The 16,981-nt window shown below is 57.8% G+C and carries 17 protein-coding genes; 9 read left to right on the top strand and 8 right to left on the bottom strand.

The window, feature by feature from the left end; genetic code table 11:
- Together dapE and IM295_RS04655 are read left to right on the top strand one after the other, a co-directional pair.
- The gene (gene dapE / locus IM295_RS04660) at window positions 1-1,128 is read left to right on the top strand and encodes a succinyl-diaminopimelate desuccinylase (RefSeq protein WP_028014016.1); all 1,128 of its coding nucleotides are present in this window, start codon (window positions 1-3) and stop codon (window positions 1,126-1,128) included.
- A 24-nt stretch (window positions 1,129-1,152) separates the two neighbouring features.
- Window positions 1,153-1,350, top strand: a complete 198-nt coding sequence (locus IM295_RS04655; RefSeq protein ID WP_013098222.1) for a YpfN family protein — start codon at window positions 1,153-1,155, stop codon at window positions 1,348-1,350.
- Window positions 1,351-1,388: 38 nt separating this feature from the next.
- Here the strand turns inward: IM295_RS04655 and ypfH are convergent, their stop codons facing one another.
- The 6 genes from ypfH to dapA all read right to left on the bottom strand — a co-directional run bounded on the left by ypfH (window position 1,389) and on the right by dapA (window position 7,843).
- Window positions 1,389-2,084, bottom strand: a complete 696-nt coding sequence (gene ypfH, locus IM295_RS04650; protein ID WP_028014017.1) for an esterase — start codon at window positions 2,082-2,084, stop codon at window positions 1,389-1,391.
- 73 nt (window positions 2,085-2,157) lie between these two features.
- Window positions 2,158-4,104 (bottom strand): tRNA(Met) cytidine acetyltransferase TmcA, encoded by a 1,947-nt coding sequence (locus IM295_RS04645; RefSeq protein WP_193066421.1) that lies wholly within the window; start codon window positions 4,102-4,104, stop codon window positions 2,158-2,160.
- Window positions 4,104-4,970: a neutral zinc metallopeptidase gene (locus tag IM295_RS04640; protein ID WP_028014019.1), complete on the bottom strand. Its 867-nt coding sequence runs from the start codon at window positions 4,968-4,970 to the stop codon at window positions 4,104-4,106. The genes IM295_RS04645 and IM295_RS04640 overlap by 1 nt, the downstream gene beginning before the upstream one ends.
- Window positions 4,971-5,090: 120 nt before the next feature.
- Window positions 5,091-5,804: a phosphoribosylaminoimidazolesuccinocarboxamide synthase gene (purC, locus tag IM295_RS04635; RefSeq protein ID WP_023332985.1), complete on the bottom strand. Its 714-nt coding sequence runs from the start codon at window positions 5,802-5,804 to the stop codon at window positions 5,091-5,093.
- A gap of 109 nt (window positions 5,805-5,913) precedes the next feature.
- Entirely contained in the window at window positions 5,914-6,948 is a 1,035-nt protein-coding gene (gene bamC, locus IM295_RS04630; protein ID WP_028014020.1) for an outer membrane protein assembly factor BamC, read from the bottom strand.
- Window positions 6,949-6,964: 16 nt separating this feature from the next.
- Window positions 6,965-7,843 carry a 4-hydroxy-tetrahydrodipicolinate synthase gene (dapA, locus tag IM295_RS04625; RefSeq protein WP_028014021.1) on the bottom strand — a complete coding sequence of 293 codons (879 nt, stop codon included), beginning with the start codon at window positions 7,841-7,843 and terminating at the stop codon, window positions 6,965-6,967.
- Between the two features lie 145 nt (window positions 7,844-7,988).
- Here dapA and IM295_RS04620 point away from each other — a divergent pair, with 145 nt between their 5' ends.
- A complete protein-coding gene (locus IM295_RS04620; protein ID WP_028014022.1) occupies window positions 7,989-8,558 on the top strand; it encodes a glycine cleavage system transcriptional repressor in 570 nt (189 codons plus the stop codon).
- Window positions 8,558-9,028 (top strand): thioredoxin-dependent thiol peroxidase, encoded by a 471-nt coding sequence (bcp, locus tag IM295_RS04615; RefSeq protein WP_014171119.1) that lies wholly within the window; start codon window positions 8,558-8,560, stop codon window positions 9,026-9,028. Before IM295_RS04620 ends, bcp begins: the two co-directional genes overlap by 1 nt.
- Before the next feature lie 95 nt (window positions 9,029-9,123).
- On the opposite strand, the gene IM295_RS04610 is transcribed toward bcp, so the two are convergent.
- Entirely contained in the window at window positions 9,124-10,188 is a 1,065-nt protein-coding gene (locus tag IM295_RS04610) for an AI-2E family transporter (RefSeq protein WP_028014023.1), read from the bottom strand.
- A gap of 221 nt (window positions 10,189-10,409) precedes the next feature.
- Between IM295_RS04610 and bepA the strand changes: the two genes are divergently transcribed.
- Both bepA and arsC read left to right on the top strand, forming a co-directional pair.
- Window positions 10,410-11,873: a beta-barrel assembly-enhancing protease gene (gene bepA / locus IM295_RS04605; RefSeq protein ID WP_041908772.1), complete on the top strand. Its 1,464-nt coding sequence runs from the start codon at window positions 10,410-10,412 to the stop codon at window positions 11,871-11,873.
- Window positions 11,874-11,886: 13 nt separating this feature from the next.
- Window positions 11,887-12,243, top strand: coding sequence for an arsenate reductase (glutaredoxin) (gene arsC, locus IM295_RS04600; RefSeq protein ID WP_047368071.1), 357 nt, complete (start codon window positions 11,887-11,889; stop codon window positions 12,241-12,243).
- Here the strand turns inward: arsC and IM295_RS04595 are convergent.
- Entirely contained in the window at window positions 12,240-13,064 is an 825-nt protein-coding gene (locus IM295_RS04595; protein WP_136343622.1) for an XRE family transcriptional regulator, read from the bottom strand. The two genes, arsC and IM295_RS04595, sit on opposite strands and share 4 nt — an antisense overlap.
- A gap of 147 nt (window positions 13,065-13,211) precedes the next feature.
- Here IM295_RS04595 and celB point away from each other — a divergent pair, with 147 nt between their 5' ends.
- Genes celB through IM295_RS04580 form a run of 3 tightly spaced genes read left to right on the top strand, consistent with a single transcriptional unit; the run spans window position 13,212 to window position 16,909 of the window.
- Entirely contained in the window at window positions 13,212-14,531 is a 1,320-nt protein-coding gene (gene celB / locus IM295_RS04590; RefSeq protein WP_045261167.1) for a PTS cellobiose transporter subunit IIC, read from the top strand.
- A gap of 3 nt (window positions 14,532-14,534) precedes the next feature.
- Window positions 14,535-15,491, top strand: coding sequence for a N(4)-(beta-N-acetylglucosaminyl)-L-asparaginase (locus tag IM295_RS04585; RefSeq protein WP_028014028.1), 957 nt, complete (start codon window positions 14,535-14,537; stop codon window positions 15,489-15,491).
- Window positions 15,491-16,909 carry a M17 family metallopeptidase gene (locus IM295_RS04580; protein WP_028014029.1) on the top strand — a complete coding sequence of 473 codons (1,419 nt, stop codon included), beginning with the start codon at window positions 15,491-15,493 and terminating at the stop codon, window positions 16,907-16,909. Before IM295_RS04585 ends, IM295_RS04580 begins: the two co-directional genes overlap by 1 nt.
- Window positions 16,910-16,981: the final 72 nt, after the last annotated feature.

Raw genomic sequence — 16,981 nt, 5'->3', positions numbered from 1 at the left:
ATGTCATGCCCGGTCATTGAGCTGACTCAACAGCTTATTCGCCGTCCCTCCCTTAGCCCGGACGACGCAGGTTGTCAGGCATTAATGATTGAGCGCCTGCGCGCCATCGGTTTTACCGTTGAGCGCATGGATTTTGGCGACACCCAGAACTTCTGGGCGTGGCGTGGCCAGGGCGAAACGCTGGCCTTTGCCGGGCACACTGACGTCGTTCCCGCGGGTGACGCCGATCGCTGGATTAATCCGCCGTTTGAGCCGACCATCCGCGATGGCATGCTCTTCGGCCGCGGCGCGGCAGACATGAAAGGCTCGCTGGCGGCGATGGTTGTGGCGGCAGAGCGCTTTGTGGCTCAGCATCCGAACCACAAAAACCGTCTCGCGTTCTTGATCACCTCCGATGAAGAAGCCAGCGCCCATAACGGTACCGTGAAGGTCGTTGAGGCGCTGATGGCGCGCAATGAACGTCTTGACTACTGTCTGGTCGGCGAGCCGTCCAGTACCGAAGTGGTGGGTGATGTCGTCAAAAATGGTCGCCGCGGCTCGCTGACCTGTAACCTGACCATACATGGGGTTCAGGGGCATGTGGCCTACCCGCATCTGGCCGATAACCCGGTCCACCGCGCCGCGCCAATGCTGAACGAACTGGTAGGCATCGAGTGGGATAAAGGCAACGAGTTCTTCCCGCCGACCAGCATGCAGATCGCCAACGTCAAGGCCGGAACCGGCAGCAACAACGTCATCCCGGGAGATTTCTTCGTCCAGTTCAACTTTCGCTTCAGTACCGAACTGACCGACGAGACGATCAAAGCGCGCGTTGTCGCTCTGCTGGAAAAATACAACCTGCGCTACACCGTTGACTGGTGGCTCTCCGGCCAGCCGTTCCTGACGCAGCGCGGCAAGCTGGTGGATGCGGTGGTGAACGCCATTGAGCACTATAATGAAATTAAGCCGCAGCTGCTGACGACGGGCGGCACCTCAGACGGACGCTTTATCGCCCGCATGGGTGCACAGGTTGTCGAACTGGGTCCGGTTAACGCGACGATTCACAAAATCAACGAGTGTGTGAACGCAGCCGATTTACAACTGCTGGCCCGCATGTATCAACGTATTATGGAGCAACTCGTCGCCTGACGAGCGCTCAGAGAGGAATAGCGAATGGATTGGCTTGCAAAGTACTGGTGGATTCTGGTGCTGGTGTTTCTGGTCGGCGTACTGCTGAACGTGATTAAAGACCTTAAGCGCGTTGACCACAAAAAGTTTCTCGCTAATAAGCCGGATCTCCCGCCGCACCGTGATTTTAACGACAAGTGGGACGATGACGACGACTGGCCAAAGAAAGACCAGAAGAAGTAATCGGTCTGTATCCCCTCTCCTGTGGAGAGGGGATAACCTCACATAAACTCAACAATATCATCATCATTCGGCTTACCGCCGCTGAGCGCTTCATCAAAGTAGTGCTTCGGCACGGTATAGCGCAGATGGTCGAGCGCAAACTGCATGCTGCGGTCGTCGATCGCGTGGCCCAGATCGTCAACAATATCCAGCGTCACATCCCCGCCCTCACGCACCAGCGCTTCCTGGGCAGCTACCGCATGCGAAAGCTCAATCACCCGATCTTCACCACCGTGAATGAGATGGATGGTGGTCTGCGTGGTCGCGCTTGTCGGTAGCGTTGCATAACGCCCGTTAAAGGCGATGACGCGTGAAGCCAGACCGGGCTGCGCTTTTACGCTTTCCAGCGACATGATTGACCCCTGCGAGAAGCCAATCAGCGCCGTTGCGTCAGCGCCTACGCCGCTCTGCTGCTGCCAGTAGCGCACGATGTCGATAAACGTGGGCATGATCGCATCAATGCGCGCCTGACGGTTCTCCTCCGTCACGCCCTGAACCGGGAACCACTGCCGTCCGTCTGGACCGCACGGCTCCACGCCGCCGATGCTGACGATCAGTGCTTCCGGAAAAACGGGCGCAAACCAGCGGCCAATCTGTCCCATATTGACGGCATTATCGCCCACGCCATGAAACAGGAGCAGTAACTGTTTAGCCGGTTTGTCAGGGCTTTGAACAACAAAATGGTCGTGTTTCATGGCGGTCTCCTTAATTGATGAGCAGGATTTTACGCCTCTGCGGGGTAATGACCATGCCACTTTACTGAAGAAGTCATTGAAAAAATTGCCATTGCAAAATGTCGGCTTTCAGCTGCTGGCAGCGGGAATAATCAAGGTTCTCAAGCGCTTGCGCGGTTTCACTCCGCAGTTTAGCCAGCAGCGCTTTTCGCCCTTTCTCCTCCGTCTTACCCTCTATTTTCCCGCGCAGCGCCGGAAGCGGCATGTCTGTAGCTAACACCAGCCGCGTCAGGGCAGCAACCGAGGTTGAAAACGCCCGGTGCGCAAAGGCAAACCCCGCCAGCTCCAGCCAGTCGTCACTATTAAGGGTAGCTTCCCAGGCATCGGTCACCGGGATCTTTTCGCCGTTCCAGGCCGAAAGAACGCGCATATCGCGACACAGGCGCTGGTGCTCCTGCGCGCACAGGCGGTGCCCGGCCTCGCTATGCGGCAGTAAGGCCATCGCCGTGTAGCACCCGCTGCTGGCTTCCCGATGGCTGCCCATTCGCACCAGCACAAAGCCGCACTGCCGCCAGAAACGCCACAGCTCGTCGGTATAGCCAAAGCTTACCGAGAGATAATCTTCACCGCTGACGCTGCGAATAAGCCGCTGGCCGATGCCTTCCCGTTGACGGTGGGGATGCACCGCAATGCGGCTAATCCGCCGCCCCTTCAGCGTCGCTGCGAGAGGCGACCCGCCGTGCGCCGCCAGTGACTGCGCCACAAGGTTCCCGCGAGGACGACGAAAGCCCGCCCACACCGCGCGGCTCAGTTCGGGGGGCAATCCCCCCTCTTCCACCAGCCAGAGCGCGCCCGCCATATCCGCCCCCGCGTGTGCAACCGCAAAGTGCTGTCCGGGGGCGTCCATCATCCGGCGTAAATCGAGCGGGGACGTCCGGTAGTGCGCGGCACACAGCAGTTCATACACGCTTGCCACGCGCGCCGGGTCGCTCTCCCACATCCGCGGCTCTAGCGACCGTAAACGCACGTCACCTTCCGGTTTACGGTCAATAAGCGCGTCGTCAAACAGCAGCGTATTCGCCACTATCCGCTCAAGCGGACACCCGGCCGCCCAGCGAATGGGGGTGGTTAAGGTATAGCGCCGCAGCCCGCTGAACCGGGCGCAGAACTTAAGCAGAAACCCCCTGCCCGTACCTTCATAACCCTGGACCGTGGTGGTCAGCAACACGCGGGGAAAGCGCGACACCAGCTTGTCCAGCAGCGGGCCGGGGATGGCTGCGGCTTCATCAACAATCAGCCAGTCGGCTTCTGTCGTGGAGGCCAGCAGCGCATCCGGGGCCATAAAGTGAAAACGCTCGCCAGCGAAGCGCGCAATGACATCCGTTGCCCCTTTGGCCGGTGCAGTGACCACCGCACTCCCCTGAATGCTGTTGAGCAGCATCCCCGCGAGGGCTGACTTTCCGCGCCCCCGCGGTGCCGTAACGGCAGCGACGCCCGCAGGCATGGTCAGAAGCGCGTCGAGGATCTCCGCCTGCTCGCGCTGCGGCTCGCCGCTGGCTGGCTGCCAGGCGGGCGAATCCGGCGCAGCGGGAAGAGAGAGAGGAAGATGCTGTTGCCAGACGATCGCATCCGCATCGGCGGCAAGCGTCCGGCAAAAATGGTGAACGAAGCGCGGGGTGGCGATGGGTTCCGCGCTGTCGCTCCAGCGCACGGAATCGCCGTCGGGCCTGTCGGCCCAGTCAGCGAGAGGCGGCACCAGCAGCACCAGCAGGCTTCCGGCGCGCAGCGTCCCGCTGAGTGCGGCAAAGGCTGAAACATCAAACCCGGCACGCGCGTCAAAAACGGCGTGCAGATATTCGCGTCCCAGCAGCCCGCTAACGGCTTTTGAGGGATTCTCCTCCAGCCACAGCCAGTCTCCCGGCAAGGCATCACGCAGGCCAGCCGCCTGGCTCAACGTCCATTGTTCATCGCCAGTGAGCACCACCAGACGGCGGTGCCCGGTACGCTCAAGCTCGCGCGTCAGATGTTCAAACGACACCATCACATGGCTTTGCCGAAGGTATTACACTGGGCCGGATCGCCGCTGTCAAAGCCGCGCTTGAACCAGCTGTAGCGCTGCTGTGACGTACCGTGAGTGAAACTGTCCGGCACGACATGACCCTGGCTCTGCTGCTGCAAACGGTCATCGCCGATGGCCTCAGCCGCGTTTAATGCCTCTTCAAGATCCCCGGATTCCAGCACGCCCTGCTGCTGCATGCTGTGGCCCCAGACGCCCGCGAAGCAGTCCGCCTGCAGTTCCATTTTGACGGAAAGGCGGTTCACTTCGGCCTGAGACGCGTTCTGCTGCAGCTGGCGCACTTTGGGCTCAATCCCCAGCAGCTTTTGCACGTGATGGCCGACTTCATGCGCGATAACGTAGCCCTGAGCAAAATCACCGTCAGCGCCAAGCTTGCGTTTCATGTCATCGTAAAAAGAGAGATCGATATAGACGGTGCCGTCTGCCGGGCAGTAGAACGGCCCCATCACAGATTGCCCGGTACCGCATCCGGTGCGGGTTGCGCCCCGGTACATCACCAGCTTCGGCTGCTGGTAGGTGCGCCCCATCTTCTCGAACTGCTGACTCCAGGTGTCTTCAGTTGTGGCGAGAATAACGGAGGTAAATTTGGCCGCTTCATCTTCATTCGGGCTGATGGAGTGCTGAGACTGTTGCTGCTGCAGCGGTTGACCGGTCATCAGACCGGTGAGATCGACCCCGTAGTAACCTGCGACCAGCACCACAATCAGCAGGATGATACCGCCCTTGCCGCTGGGTAAGCGGAAGCCGGGCCCGCCCATTGAAGGACCGCCGCCACCATCACTGCGTCTGTCTTCTACATTGTCACTTTCACGACGCCCTTGCCAGCGCATAACCACCTCGAACTATTCCATTAATAATAGCTATGATCGTAGGCGGTTAACGGCAAGATTACCATAGGAAACAAAGGTAAGACGCCAAAGGATGCGAACATCCTTTGGCAACTGAGGAACTTAGTCGAGCTTAACGCCTAAACGGTGAGCTACCGCCTCGTACGCTTCAATCAGGCCACCCAGGCTCTGACGGAAACGGTCTTTGTCCATTTTATCCAGGGTTTCTTTATCCCACAGGCGGCTGCCGTCCGGGGAGAACTCGTCGCCAAGCACCACTTCACCTTTGAACAAACCAAACTCCAGCTTGAAGTCGACGAGGATCAGGCCCGCGTCATCAAACAGCTTTTTCAGCACGTCGTTGGCTTTGTAGGTCAGTTCCTGCATGCGCGCCAGGTTCTCTTTGCTCACCCAGCCGAAGGTTTCGCAGTAGGATTCGTTGACCATTGGGTCGTGCATGGCATCGTTTTTCAGGAACAGGTCGAACAGCGGTGGATTCAGCTCGATACCTTCTTCAATGCCCAGACGCTTCACCAGGGAGCCTGCCGCACGGTTACGAATCACGCACTCAACCGGAACCATATCCAGTTTTTTCACCAGACATTCCGTATCGGACAGCAACGCTTCCATCTGGGTCGGGATACCCGCTTCGGCCAGTTTGGTCATAATGAAGTGGTTGAACTTGTTGTTCACCATGCCTTTACGATCGAACTGCTCAATGCGTGCGCCATCCCCTGCTGACGTATCATTGCGGAACTCGAGCACCAACAGATCCGGGTTCTCCGTGCTGTATACGGTCTTCGCTTTGCCACGATACAACTCAGCTTGCTTCTGCATCTTCATTACTCCTGGTGTGATAATTTGCGTTCAAAACGGGGTATATTATGCCACGCACACGTTTGCGTAGCACGAAAATAAAAAGGGCGGGATTAACCCGCCCTCGTATTTATTTGCTGAATGCTGCCTGGAAGACAGCGACCAGCGCATCGTTCTGCGCCTGGGTCAGCGTGTGACCTTTTGGATCAATAAACTGCAGGCTGCTGCGGTTATCGAGGTCACCTACCTGAATCTTGTAATCACCGGAGGCAAGCTGAGGATCTTTGGCGCCCAGTTCCTGCCACGCGCTGTCGGACAGCGGCTTATAGGTCGCCGTCATGCTGCCGGTTGAACGGGTGCTGTCGGTCACTTTCATGCCCACTTTTTCCAGCGTCGCTGGCAGGCGCTGCCAGGTCTGGTTAAACGGTGCACGCACCACCAGCATTGGCAGGCCGGTGTCATCCGCGCCGCTCTGAACGTCGTAAGTGACGCCGTTACGGTTCTGCGCGGCGTTCGCGGCATCGGTAGCGGTCTTATCCAGACCTGCGGCGATCACGTTCAGCATTTCAGTGCTGTAACGCTGCATAGAGGCGGCATCCGCAACCGGTTTACCCGCCTGCTCCAGGTTCAACAACTTAACGTTAACCGCCTGCTGGTAACCCTGTGGTTTCACGGAGACCTGATAGCGTCCACGGTACTGCTGATCTTCATCAAGACGGTTCCACTCGATCCAGTCGGTGGTTAACGTCTGGCTGGCGTCATCGCGCTTATCAATGGTGTAATTCTTCGCCTGAATAACGCTGACGACCTGTGGCCACAGATTGCTTCCGCGCGCGCTTTCAACCAGCAGAGACGCCGTGTCACCGGTGAACTGGGTACGCGCCCCGCTTACCAGCGCCAGAGGCTGTGCTGGCGGACGAATATCAAGCGCTTTACCAACCAGGCCGCTGCCGTTGGTCACGGGAATATTATAATCGCCGTTTTGAATCGGCAGGATCATACCAGCCGGTGCATGAAGTTCAGCAAGCGGGGTCGCATCCAGATAGGATTCATCACCGCTCACCTGGCGCTTGTAGCGCGAGTCTGAACTACAGGCAGCGAGCAGCATAACAAGCGAAACACTCGCAACCTTCGCCAGGCGCGACTTCTGTACTGAATAAGCCATCAAATCTCCCTAAACTTTACAGCAAACCGGCATGCTTCAGCGCTGCCCTGACGATGTCGCGACCGTGGTCGGTAATCGGTGTCATTGGCAAACGCAGCGTATCGGATGCTACAAGCCCCAACTCCTTACACGCCCATTTCACTGGGATCGGATTGGGTTCGACAAATAATTTATTGTGCAACGGCATCAGACGCTGATTAATGACACGCGCTTCATTATAGTGACCGGCTGCGGCCAGTTTGCACATTTCAGCCATATCGCGCGCCGCAACGTTTGCCGTTACGGAGATCACGCCATGACCACCAAGCTGCATAAAGTCCAGCGAGGTCGCATCATCACCACTCAACAGGATAAAGTCGTCTGAAACCAGCTCTTTGATCTGATGAACGCGGCTTAAGTTCCCTGTCGCCTCTTTAATACCGATAATATTTTTTACTTCCGAGAGACGACCAACGGTTTCCGGCAGCATATCGCAGCCGGTACGGGACGGCACATTATACAGAATTTGTGGCAAGTCAGTATGTTCAGCGATGGCTTTGAAGTGCTGGAACAAACCTTCCTGAGTAGGACGGTTGTAGTAAGGGGTGACCGTCAGACAGCCCACGATGCCGCTGTCGTTAAAACGTTTGGTCAGGCTGATCGCTTCTGCGGTCGCATTAGCACCTGTCCCCGCAATGACCGGAATACGTCCGTCAGCCAGTTCCAGGGTCAGCATAACCACATCGCCGTGCTCTTCGTGGCTCAGCGTTGCAGATTCACCGGTAGTCCCTACCGAAACGATCGCCGAGGTTCCATTGGCGACATGGTAATCAATCAGCTTTTTCATGCTGGACCGGCAGACATTACCTTTTTCATCCATCGGTGTAACAAGCGCGACAATACTTCCCGTGAACATGAGCCATCCTCTGTGCGAACAAGAGCCTCAATGGTACGTTTGGAACTGTAATAAAAGCAAGCGACCTGAGGCCCTCTGGCGGTTGTATGCACGTTTTTTTTATGCTTTCCTTAGGAAGACTTAACCATGCAAAGGAAGAACAGGTTTGACAACCTCATCACAACATTACCTGGTTATCACCGCGCTGGGTGCCGACAGGCCGGGTATCGTGAACACCATCACCCGTCACGTGAGCAGCTGCGGCTGTAACATCGAAGACAGCCGCCTGGCGATGCTCGGCGAAGAGTTCACGTTTATCATGCTGCTGTCCGGAACATGGAATGCCATTACCCTTATTGAATCCACCCTGCCGCTGAAAGGCGCGGAGCTGGATTTGCTGATCGTCATGAAGCGCACCACCGCGCGCCCGCGTCCGGCCATGCCCGCGACCGTCTGGGTGCAGGTTGAAGTCCCTGATTCTCCGCATCTGATTGAGCGCTTTACCGCGCTGTTCGACAGCCATCAGATGAACATTGCCGAACTCGTCTCCCGCACGCAGCCGGGCGACGAAAGCACCGTTCCCACGCTCTTTATTCAAATTACCGCACACAGCCCTGCCTCGCAGGATGCGTCAAATATCGAGCAAGCGTTCAAAGCCCTCTGTACAGAATTAAACGCGCAGGGCAGTATAAGCGTCGTCAATTATTCGCAGCACGAACAGGATGGAGTTGAGTAATGAATCCACTGAAAGCCGGTGACATCGCACCGAAATTTAGCTTACCGGATCAAGACGGTGAGCAAGTAAATTTGACCGACTTCCAGGGACAGCGTGTTCTGGTCTATTTCTACCCGAAAGCCATGACCCCCGGCTGCACCGTACAGGCCTGCGGCTTACGCGACAACATGGACGAGTTGAAGAAAGTCGGCGTGGAAGTGCTGGGAATCAGCACGGATAAACCAGAAAAGCTGTCACGATTTGCGGAAAAAGAGCTGCTGAACTTCACGCTGCTTTCCGACGAAGACCACCAGGTCTGCGAGCAGTTCGGCGTCTGGGGTGAAAAGACCTTTATGGGTAAAACCTACGACGGCATTCACCGCATCAGCTTCCTGATTGACGCTGACGGTAAAGTTGAACATGTGTTTGACGACTTCAAAACCAGCAACCACCACGACGTGGTGTTGAACTGGCTGAAACAAAGCGCCTGATAAACAGCAAAACGGCAACCCAGGTTGCCGTTTTTAGTGTTTTCCCCCTCTCCCTGTGGGAGAGGGTCGGGTGAGGGCATCAGGCCGCACAAAATCTACTTCTCTTCCACCGCAGGCACATCCGGCCACGCGTGCACCACCGCTTTAATCAGCGTCGCCAGCGGAATGGCAAAGAACACGCCCCAGAACCCCCACAGCCCGCCGAAAATCACCACCGACAGGATAATCACCAGCGGATGCAGGTTCACGGCCTCGGAGAACAGCACCGGCACCAGCAGGTTACCGTCCAGCCCCTGAATAATCAGGTATACCGCAAAGCAGCTCCAGAACTCAGTACCCAGCCCAAACTGGAACAGCGCAACGCCCACCACCGGAATGGTTACCACAAACGCGCCGATATACGGGATCAGAACCGAAAATCCGACCAGCACCGCCAGCAGCAGCGAGTAGTTCAGGCCGAAGATCAGGAAGCCAATCCAGGTGGCGACTCCCACGACTATCATCTCCAGCACCTTGCCGCGAATGTAGTTGGTGATCTGCTGGTTCATCTCCTGCCAGACCTGCCCTGCCAGCCCGCGATTGCGCGGCAGCACGCGGCGTACCGCGTTCAGCATTTGCTCTTTGTCCTTGACCAGGAAGAACACCATTAGCGGCACGAGCACAAGATAGACGGCCAGCGTCAGCAGACCCACCAGCGAGGCCAGAGAGTATTTCACCACCGAATCGCCCATCGTCATGATGCGGGCGCGCATGTTTTCGGCCATCGCATCTATGATCCCCGCATCCATCAGCGCGGGGTAACGACGCGGCAGCGTGGCGGCGAAATCAGACAGCTTATTCAACATGCCGGGCATATCGCGGATCAGGTAGATCCCCTGCTGCCAGGCAACCGGCATCACCACAAATGCCATCAGCAGCAGAATGCCGACAAACAGCACCAGCACGATACTCGTTGCCCAGCGGCGCGAACAGCCGATATGTTCCAGGCGCGCCGTTGGCCACTCCAGCAGGTACGCGAGCACAATCGCCACCAGCAGAGGGGCGAGCAGGCCGCTGAAGAAGAACAGAATACCGAACCCGGCAACCAGAATAACCAGCAAAGCAATGGCTTCCGGGTCACTGAACCGACGCCGATACCACTGCATTAACATTTCGAGCATACAACCCTTCCCTGAATCGATTGGCGGGAGTGAGACGGTGAATTGTATCTAACTGTCACAAAAAAGACTTTCGCTTTTTGTATCCCTGTCACAATCCGCAAAAGCCTGATGAATGGGATTTTCTTCATGCGGTAACACGGCTACACTCGCAGGGCAGCAGAGATGAACGATATGCCGGTTCATCGGTCAAATTAGCACCTCCAACATACAGGACAGTGGTTATGTTCAGGCAGTTGAGAAAAACACTGGTTGCAACACTGATTGCCGCAGTGACGGTCGGTCAGGTGTTGCCCGCTTTCGCTGACTCGTCCGATTCATTGCCGGACATGGGCACCACGGCAGGAAGCACGCTCTCTATCGGGCAAGAGATGCAGATGGGTGATTACTATGTGCGCCAGCTGCGCGGCAGCGCCCCGCTGATCAACGACCCTTTGCTGGTGCAGTACATTAACGGGCTGGGGATGCGCCTGGTGGCGCACGCCGATTCGGTAAAAACGCCCTTCCACTTCTATTTGATTAATAACGACGAAATCAACGCCTTCGCCTTCTTCGGCGGAAACGTGGTGCTGCATTCGGCGTTATTCCGTTACTCAGATAACGAAAGCCAGCTGGCTTCGGTAATGGCGCACGAAATTTCGCACGTTACCCAGCGCCACCTCGCGCGTGCAATGGAAGACCAGAAGCGTAACGCCCCGCTCACCTGGGTGGGCGCACTGGGCTCTATTCTGCTGGCGATGGCCAGCCCGCAAGCCGGGATGGCGGCCCTGACCGGTACGCTTGCGGGAACGCGTCAGGGGATGATCAGCTTCACCCAGCAAAACGAGCAGGAAGCTGACCGCATCGGCATTCAGGTTTTACAGCGCTCCGGCTTTGACCCGCAGGCCATGCCGAGCTTCCTGGAAAAACTGCTCGACCAGGCACGGTATTCTTCCCGTCCGCCGGAAATTTTGCTCACCCACCCGCTGCCGGAAAGCCGTCTCTCGGACGCACGCAACCGTGCCAACCAGATGCGCCCGGTGGTCGTGCAGTCTTCGCAGGACTTCTACATGGCGAAAGTAAGAACGCTCGGCATGTACAACTCCGGACGTAACCAGCTCACCAGCGATCTGCTGGATACCCTGGCGAAAGGCAACGTGCGGGAAAAAAATGCCGCGCAGTATGGTCAGGCGCTACAGGCGATGGAAGCCAGTAAATACGACGAGGCGCGTAAAGCGCTGCAGCCGCTGCTGGCAGCCGACCCGAACAATCCGTGGTATCTCGATCTCTCGACGGATATCGATCTGGGGCAGAAGAAAGCCACTGATGCGATTAACCGCCTGAAAGGGGCGAAAGACATACGGACCAACCCGGTGCTGCAGCTTAACCTGGCGAACGCTTACTTGCAGGGCGGTCAGCCTGCGCAGGCCGTAACCATTCTGAACCGCTACACGTTTAACAATAAAGACGACCAGAACGGCTGGGAGCTGCTCGCTCAGGCACAGGGGCAACTGGGTAACCGCGATCAGGAACTGGCGGCGCGTGCTGAAGGGCTGGCGCTGGCGGGCCGTCTCGATCAGGCTATTTCCCTGCTCAGCAGCGCCAGCTCGCAGGTGAAGCTCGGCAGCCTGCAGCAGGCCCGCTACGACGCGCGTATCGACCAGCTGCGCGGCCTGCAACAACGCTTTAAGCCGTACGAGAAGATGTAATAAAGGAGAAGTCATGACAGACGCGGTACAAATTTACCATAACCCTCGCTGCTCCAAGAGCCGCGACACCCTCAGCCTGCTGAAATCTAACGGCATCGACCCGGAAGTGGTGCTGTATCTGGAGACGCCGCCGGACGCGCAGACGATCCGCGAGCTGCTGCACATGCTGGGGATGGGCAGCGCGCGCGAACTGATGCGTCAGAAAGAGGATCTGTATAAATCGCTTAATCTGGATGACAACCGCCTCACCGAGGCTGAGCTGGTACAGGCGATGGTCGACAATCCAAAGCTGATTGAGCGCCCGATTGTGGTGGCGAACGGCAAGGCGCGCATTGGCCGTCCGCCGGAAGATGTGCTCGAAATTCTCTAGTCCCTACGCCGCAGCGCTTCCAGAAACGCCTGCGGCGTACTCTCTCCCAGCTTTTTCTGCGTTTTGCCCCGGTTATAAAACTCGCACAGCGCGATCAACACCTCTCCCGCCGGTTCATCATTCACGCGAGGAATAACATCGCCTAATGGCACCGCTACCTGAAGCGCGTTGTGTTTTTGGGGATGCGTTTTTACAGCCACATCTTTTGCAGCCTCCGTCAGCTCAAAACCAAAAGTCTCAATAGATTGTATATCAGCCGGACAGTCATCAAGCAGCGCCCGCGTCCAGGTATTGAGCAACTGGGGCGACAGTCCCGCATAGAGCCGGGCATAACACCAGCCGCTCACCGGTTCGCGCGCCCAGAGCAGGTGTTGTTCACCCCCATCGTCCATGTGCAGGGATAAAGGCAGATGATGGAGCATCAGCGTATGCGGCCGCATGCCAGCCTTCAGCGCTTTTATTCCCTGCAACGGCCCCCCTTTTAGCTTCGCGGAGGCCGGTTTGAGATAGCGATTCAGCGTTGCCCTTGAAACGCGGATCCCCAGCACGTCGTTAACCATCTGCAGCAGTTCATCTAACGGCGCCCCTGAGATGTCGCGCAGCGCATTCACCAGCGCCACCTGCTCCTGTCTCAACGCTTTGTGTATCACTTTTGGCGTGGTGTGGTTATCCGAAACCTGGTCGCGGTTGCGCCAGCGCCTGACGGTCGTGACCGAGATCCCCAGCTCAACAGCAAGCTCTCTGTCGCTTTTATCTGACTGTTGCAGATAGCGGCGGATACGCGGCGTGGTGGTCGCATTGGCATGCAGTTTAATTTCCATCGCAACAATTCCGTTAACTAATCATATGAGATTTATATAACACAGGCGATTGCTTTGTGACCGGTTTCACCTTTCGCTCGCCGCGCTTCACTGATAATCCACAGACATAACATAAACAACACCCCTCAATCTTGTACGGAGTTCACAATGAACAATGTTCTGGGATTTCTTGAAGCAAAACTGATGCCCCTGGCGGCGAAAACGGCCCAGCAGCGTCATCTCGGGGCCATTCGCGGTGCCTACGTGTCATTCATGCCGTTTATTATCGTCGGCTCCATTCTGCTGGTTATCTCCTCCTTCCCTAACCAGGCCTATCAGCAGTTTATGTCTCAGGCCTTTGGTGAGAGCTGGAGCGCGATTATTGAAATTCCATTCAACGCGGTGTTCTCCACCATGTCGCTGTTCATCAGCTTTCTGGTCGCCTTCCGCCTGGCGGAACACTACGGCGAGGACCGCATCTCCTGCGGCATTCTGGCGCTGGTCGCGTTTCTGATCCTGACGCCGTTTATTAAGGTGGCGGAAAACGGCGGGATTACCGTGATGCCGGTGGAGTGGATTGGCAGCAAAGGATTGTTCGTGGCGATGATCGGTTCGCTGCTCTGGACGGAGCTGTTCTGCTGGCTGAAGCGCAAAAATCTGGTCATTAAAATGCCGGACGGGGTGCCTCCTGCGGTGCAGGAGTCGTTCGCGGCGCTGATCCCCGCCCTGCTGGTGATGATTCTGGTGCTGGGTATCCGCATCGTCTTCGAAAACACTCACTACAACACCATCCACCAGTTTATTTATGAAGTGGTTGCTACCCCGGTGCGCCACTACGGCACCTCCTATTTCGGTGCGCTGATGACGGTATTCAGCATCACCATTCTCTGGTCAGTGGGCATTAACTCCGGCTCGATGATTAACGGCATCATTCGTCCGCTGTGGATGGAGAACCAGACCGACAACATCGCCGCGATCCAGGCGGGGACGACGCCGCCGCACATTATCACGGAACAGTTTTTTGACATGATCTGGATGGGCGGCGCGGGTGCTACGCTGTCGCTGGTGATTGCGATGCTGATTTTCGCCCGCAGTAAAAACATGCGCGAAGTGGCGCGCCTCGGCGCCGGGGCGTCAGTGTTTAACATCAACGAGCCGATTCTGTTTGGCCTGCCGGTGATCATGAACCCGATCATGCTTATTCCGTTCAACCTGGTGCCGCTGGTGCTGGTCACCGTGCAGTATGCGGCGATGAAGATTGGCGCGGTCGCCGTCACCACCGGGGTGTTTATCCCCTGGACGCTGCCGCCAGTGATCAGCGGTTTTATCGTCACCGGACACCTGAGCGGCAGCGTGATGCAGCTGATCAACCTGCTGATTGGCGCCATGCTGTACCTGCCTTTCATGCGTATCGTGGACAAACAGTACCGCGCGGCGGAAATTGCCACCGTTACGCAAACCGACACCACCCTTGCAAAACAGGAGTAAAGCATGTGGGGAATTATCGCAACCTGGCGAATGGCGCTTGAAGGGGTAACGGAATCTGCGTCTGCCCTGGCGGCGGGAAAACCGGTCGCTACGGCGGTGGTTGATGCCGTCGCCGCCGTCGAAGACTTTCCGTTTTATAAATCCGTCGGCTACGGCGGGTTGCCGACCGAAAACGGCGAAGTCGAGTTGGACGCGGCATTCATGGACGGCGACACGCTGGCGTTCGGTGCCGTGGGGAACCTGGTTGATATCGCCAACCCGGTGCGCGTGGCGCACGCGCTCAGCCGCCAGCGCTACAACAGCCTGCTGGTCGGCCAGGGCGCGCGTGAATGGGCGCTAAGTCAGGGCTTTGCCGACAAAAGCATGCTCACCGAACGGGCTATGCAGCACTACCGCAAACGCTGCCGCGAGACGCTGGATAAAGGCTTAAGCCCGTACGACGGACACGACACCGTCGGCATTATCGGCCTCGATAAGCAGGGGTCGATGAGCGTTGCCACCTCCACCAGCGGCCTGTTTATGAAAAAACGCGGCCGCATTGGGGATTCGCCGATTATCGGCTCCGGCTTTTACTGCGACAGCGAAACCGGCGCGGCCACCGCTACGGGCGTCGGTGAAGATCTGATGAAAGGCTGCACGAGCTACGAAATCGTTCGTCGCATGGCGCAGGGTATGACGCCGCAGCAGGCGGCAGACTCCGTGGTGTTCGAGCTGGAAGACAAGCTGATGTCGCGCTTCGGTCGCGTGGGCGATCTCTCCGTGGTGTGCATGAACAACAGGGGCGAATTTGGCGCCGCCACTAACATCAAAACCTTCTCGTTTGTGGTGGCGACGGCCCGTCAGCCCCTCACCGTTTTTCGTACCGAGCGCCTGCGGGAGAAAACGCACTATCACGCCGTGGACGAAGAGTGGATGCAGGCCTACGCCGCGCGGATCCGCGCACCGATTGAGGAGTCATGATGATCGCGTATCAGTTTATCACCGCGCTTTCTGACGCGAAGCCGCGAAGCCATTTAATCGCCCGCGTCTCCTGTGCGCAGTTGCCGCAAACCGCGCTTGTTGCGGAAATGCGTGACTCTGACGGCATCGCGGACACCTGCTTTGGCTGTGCGCCCTTTGCGCGCATCACCCTGCTGCCGGATGCGCTCTGGCATGACGCGCTCACTGAAGGCCTGCTTGCCGCCCTGCGACCGCTGTTTGCCTCTCCCGTCAGCGCAGATATCGTGCTGGACGTGACGGATATCGACGAGGTGGTGCTGGCGCAGGTGCTGCGTTTTCTCTTTAATCAGGCGCACAGGCTGAGCGATTTACAGCTGAAAAAAACCAGTGAGTGCGTTCGTATTAAGCACATCACCGCCCTCTGCCTGCCGGAACAGCAGGCGAAGCTGGAAACAATTTTCCGCCAGCAGCAGGCCATCGCTCACGGCATGGTCGCAGCGCGTCGCCTGGCGGATATACCGTCCGATCGCTGTACGCCGCAGTTTATGGTCGAAGAGGCGCAAAAACTGTGTGCCGCCTACCCTGCCCTGCGCTGCGAGATGCTGAACGAAAAGGCTATTGTTGAGCAGGGCCTTGGGCTGCTGAACGCCGTCGGCAAAGGGGCGACCTGCCCGCCACGTCTGCTGGCTATTCATTACGACGGCGTTTCTGACGGCCCGGTGCGCTGCTACGTAGGTAAAGGCATTACCTTCGATACCGGCGGCCTGTGGCTGAAGGAAGGCGCAGGCATGTACACCATGAAATACGACATGTGCGGTGCGGCCAACGTGCTGGGGCTGATGCTGACCGTAGCAGAGCTGGCGCTGCCCGTACGCATCATGGGCGTGCTGGCGTTGGCGGAAAACGCCATCGGCCCGGACGCCATGCAGCCCGGCTCGGTAGCAACGGCCTGCAACGGCATGACGGTTGAAATCAACAACACCGATGCCGAAGGCCGACTGGTGCTGGCGGACGCCATCGCCTGGGCCAGCCAGCGCCATCCGCAGGCGCGCTATATCATTGATATGGCGACCTTAACCGGTGCGGTGGTAAAAGCGCTGGGGTATGAGCTGAGCGGGCTGATGACGCAGGATGAACCGCTGCGTGAAGCGTTGACGGGGGCGGGAAAACGGAGCGGCGACGAAGTGTGGTCCCTGCCGCTGGATGCGCGGCTGAAAAAGCAGACCGACAGCGCGATTGCCGATCTGTGCAACACGCCAACCAACAATGCTGCAATCAGCGCCTCTGCGGCGTGGCTGCTTCACCATTTTTGCCCGCAGACGATCCCGTGGGCGCATCTGGACATCAGCGGCACGGCGCTGTGGCGCGAGAACGGCAGGAGCGTGGCGTCGGGAAGGCCGATTCCGCTGCTGGTGGAGCACTTGCTGGGGGATCTTTAGCCCAGTGGCGCTGCGCTTACCGGGCCTACGGGCACCATATGTAGGCCGGGTAAGGCGCAGCCGCCACCCGGC

It is taken from the genome of Enterobacter cloacae complex sp. P14RS (genome assembly GCF_014895895.1).
Taxonomy (GTDB): domain Bacteria; phylum Pseudomonadota; class Gammaproteobacteria; order Enterobacterales; family Enterobacteriaceae; genus Enterobacter; species Enterobacter bugandensis.
The sequence above is the reverse complement of the archived record's forward strand: the minus strand, read 5'-3'. Positions and strand labels throughout refer to the sequence as shown.

Excerpts from the sequence above, each read along its gene's own strand:
- dapE (WP_028014016.1), top strand. The coding sequence starts at position 1 with ATGTCATGCCCGGTCATTGAGCTGACTCAACAGCTTATTCGCCGTCCC.
- purC (WP_023332985.1), bottom strand. The coding sequence starts at position 5,804 with ATGCAGAAGCAAGCTGAGTTGTATCGTGGCAAAGCGAAGACCGTATAC.
- ypfH (WP_028014017.1), bottom strand. The coding sequence starts at position 2,084 with ATGAAACACGACCATTTTGTTGTTCAAAGCCCTGACAAACCGGCTAAA.
- bcp (WP_014171119.1), top strand. The coding sequence starts at position 8,558 with ATGAATCCACTGAAAGCCGGTGACATCGCACCGAAATTTAGCTTACCG.
- bepA (WP_041908772.1), top strand. The coding sequence starts at position 10,410 with ATGTTCAGGCAGTTGAGAAAAACACTGGTTGCAACACTGATTGCCGCA.
- IM295_RS04655 (WP_013098222.1), top strand. The coding sequence starts at position 1,153 with ATGGATTGGCTTGCAAAGTACTGGTGGATTCTGGTGCTGGTGTTTCTG.
- IM295_RS04610 (WP_028014023.1), bottom strand. The coding sequence starts at position 10,188 with ATGCTCGAAATGTTAATGCAGTGGTATCGGCGTCGGTTCAGTGACCCG.
- IM295_RS04585 (WP_028014028.1), top strand. The coding sequence starts at position 14,535 with ATGTGGGGAATTATCGCAACCTGGCGAATGGCGCTTGAAGGGGTAACG.
- IM295_RS04580 (WP_028014029.1), top strand. The coding sequence starts at position 15,491 with ATGATCGCGTATCAGTTTATCACCGCGCTTTCTGACGCGAAGCCGCGA.
- IM295_RS04640 (WP_028014019.1), bottom strand. The coding sequence starts at position 4,970 with ATGCGCTGGCAAGGGCGTCGTGAAAGTGACAATGTAGAAGACAGACGC.
- arsC (WP_047368071.1), top strand. The coding sequence starts at position 11,887 with ATGACAGACGCGGTACAAATTTACCATAACCCTCGCTGCTCCAAGAGC.
- dapA (WP_028014021.1), bottom strand. The coding sequence starts at position 7,843 with ATGTTCACGGGAAGTATTGTCGCGCTTGTTACACCGATGGATGAAAAA.
- IM295_RS04645 (WP_193066421.1), bottom strand. The coding sequence starts at position 4,104 with ATGGTGTCGTTTGAACATCTGACGCGCGAGCTTGAGCGTACCGGGCAC.
- IM295_RS04595 (WP_136343622.1), bottom strand. The coding sequence starts at position 13,064 with ATGGAAATTAAACTGCATGCCAATGCGACCACCACGCCGCGTATCCGC.
- bamC (WP_028014020.1), bottom strand. The coding sequence starts at position 6,948 with ATGGCTTATTCAGTACAGAAGTCGCGCCTGGCGAAGGTTGCGAGTGTT.
- celB (WP_045261167.1), top strand. The coding sequence starts at position 13,212 with ATGAACAATGTTCTGGGATTTCTTGAAGCAAAACTGATGCCCCTGGCG.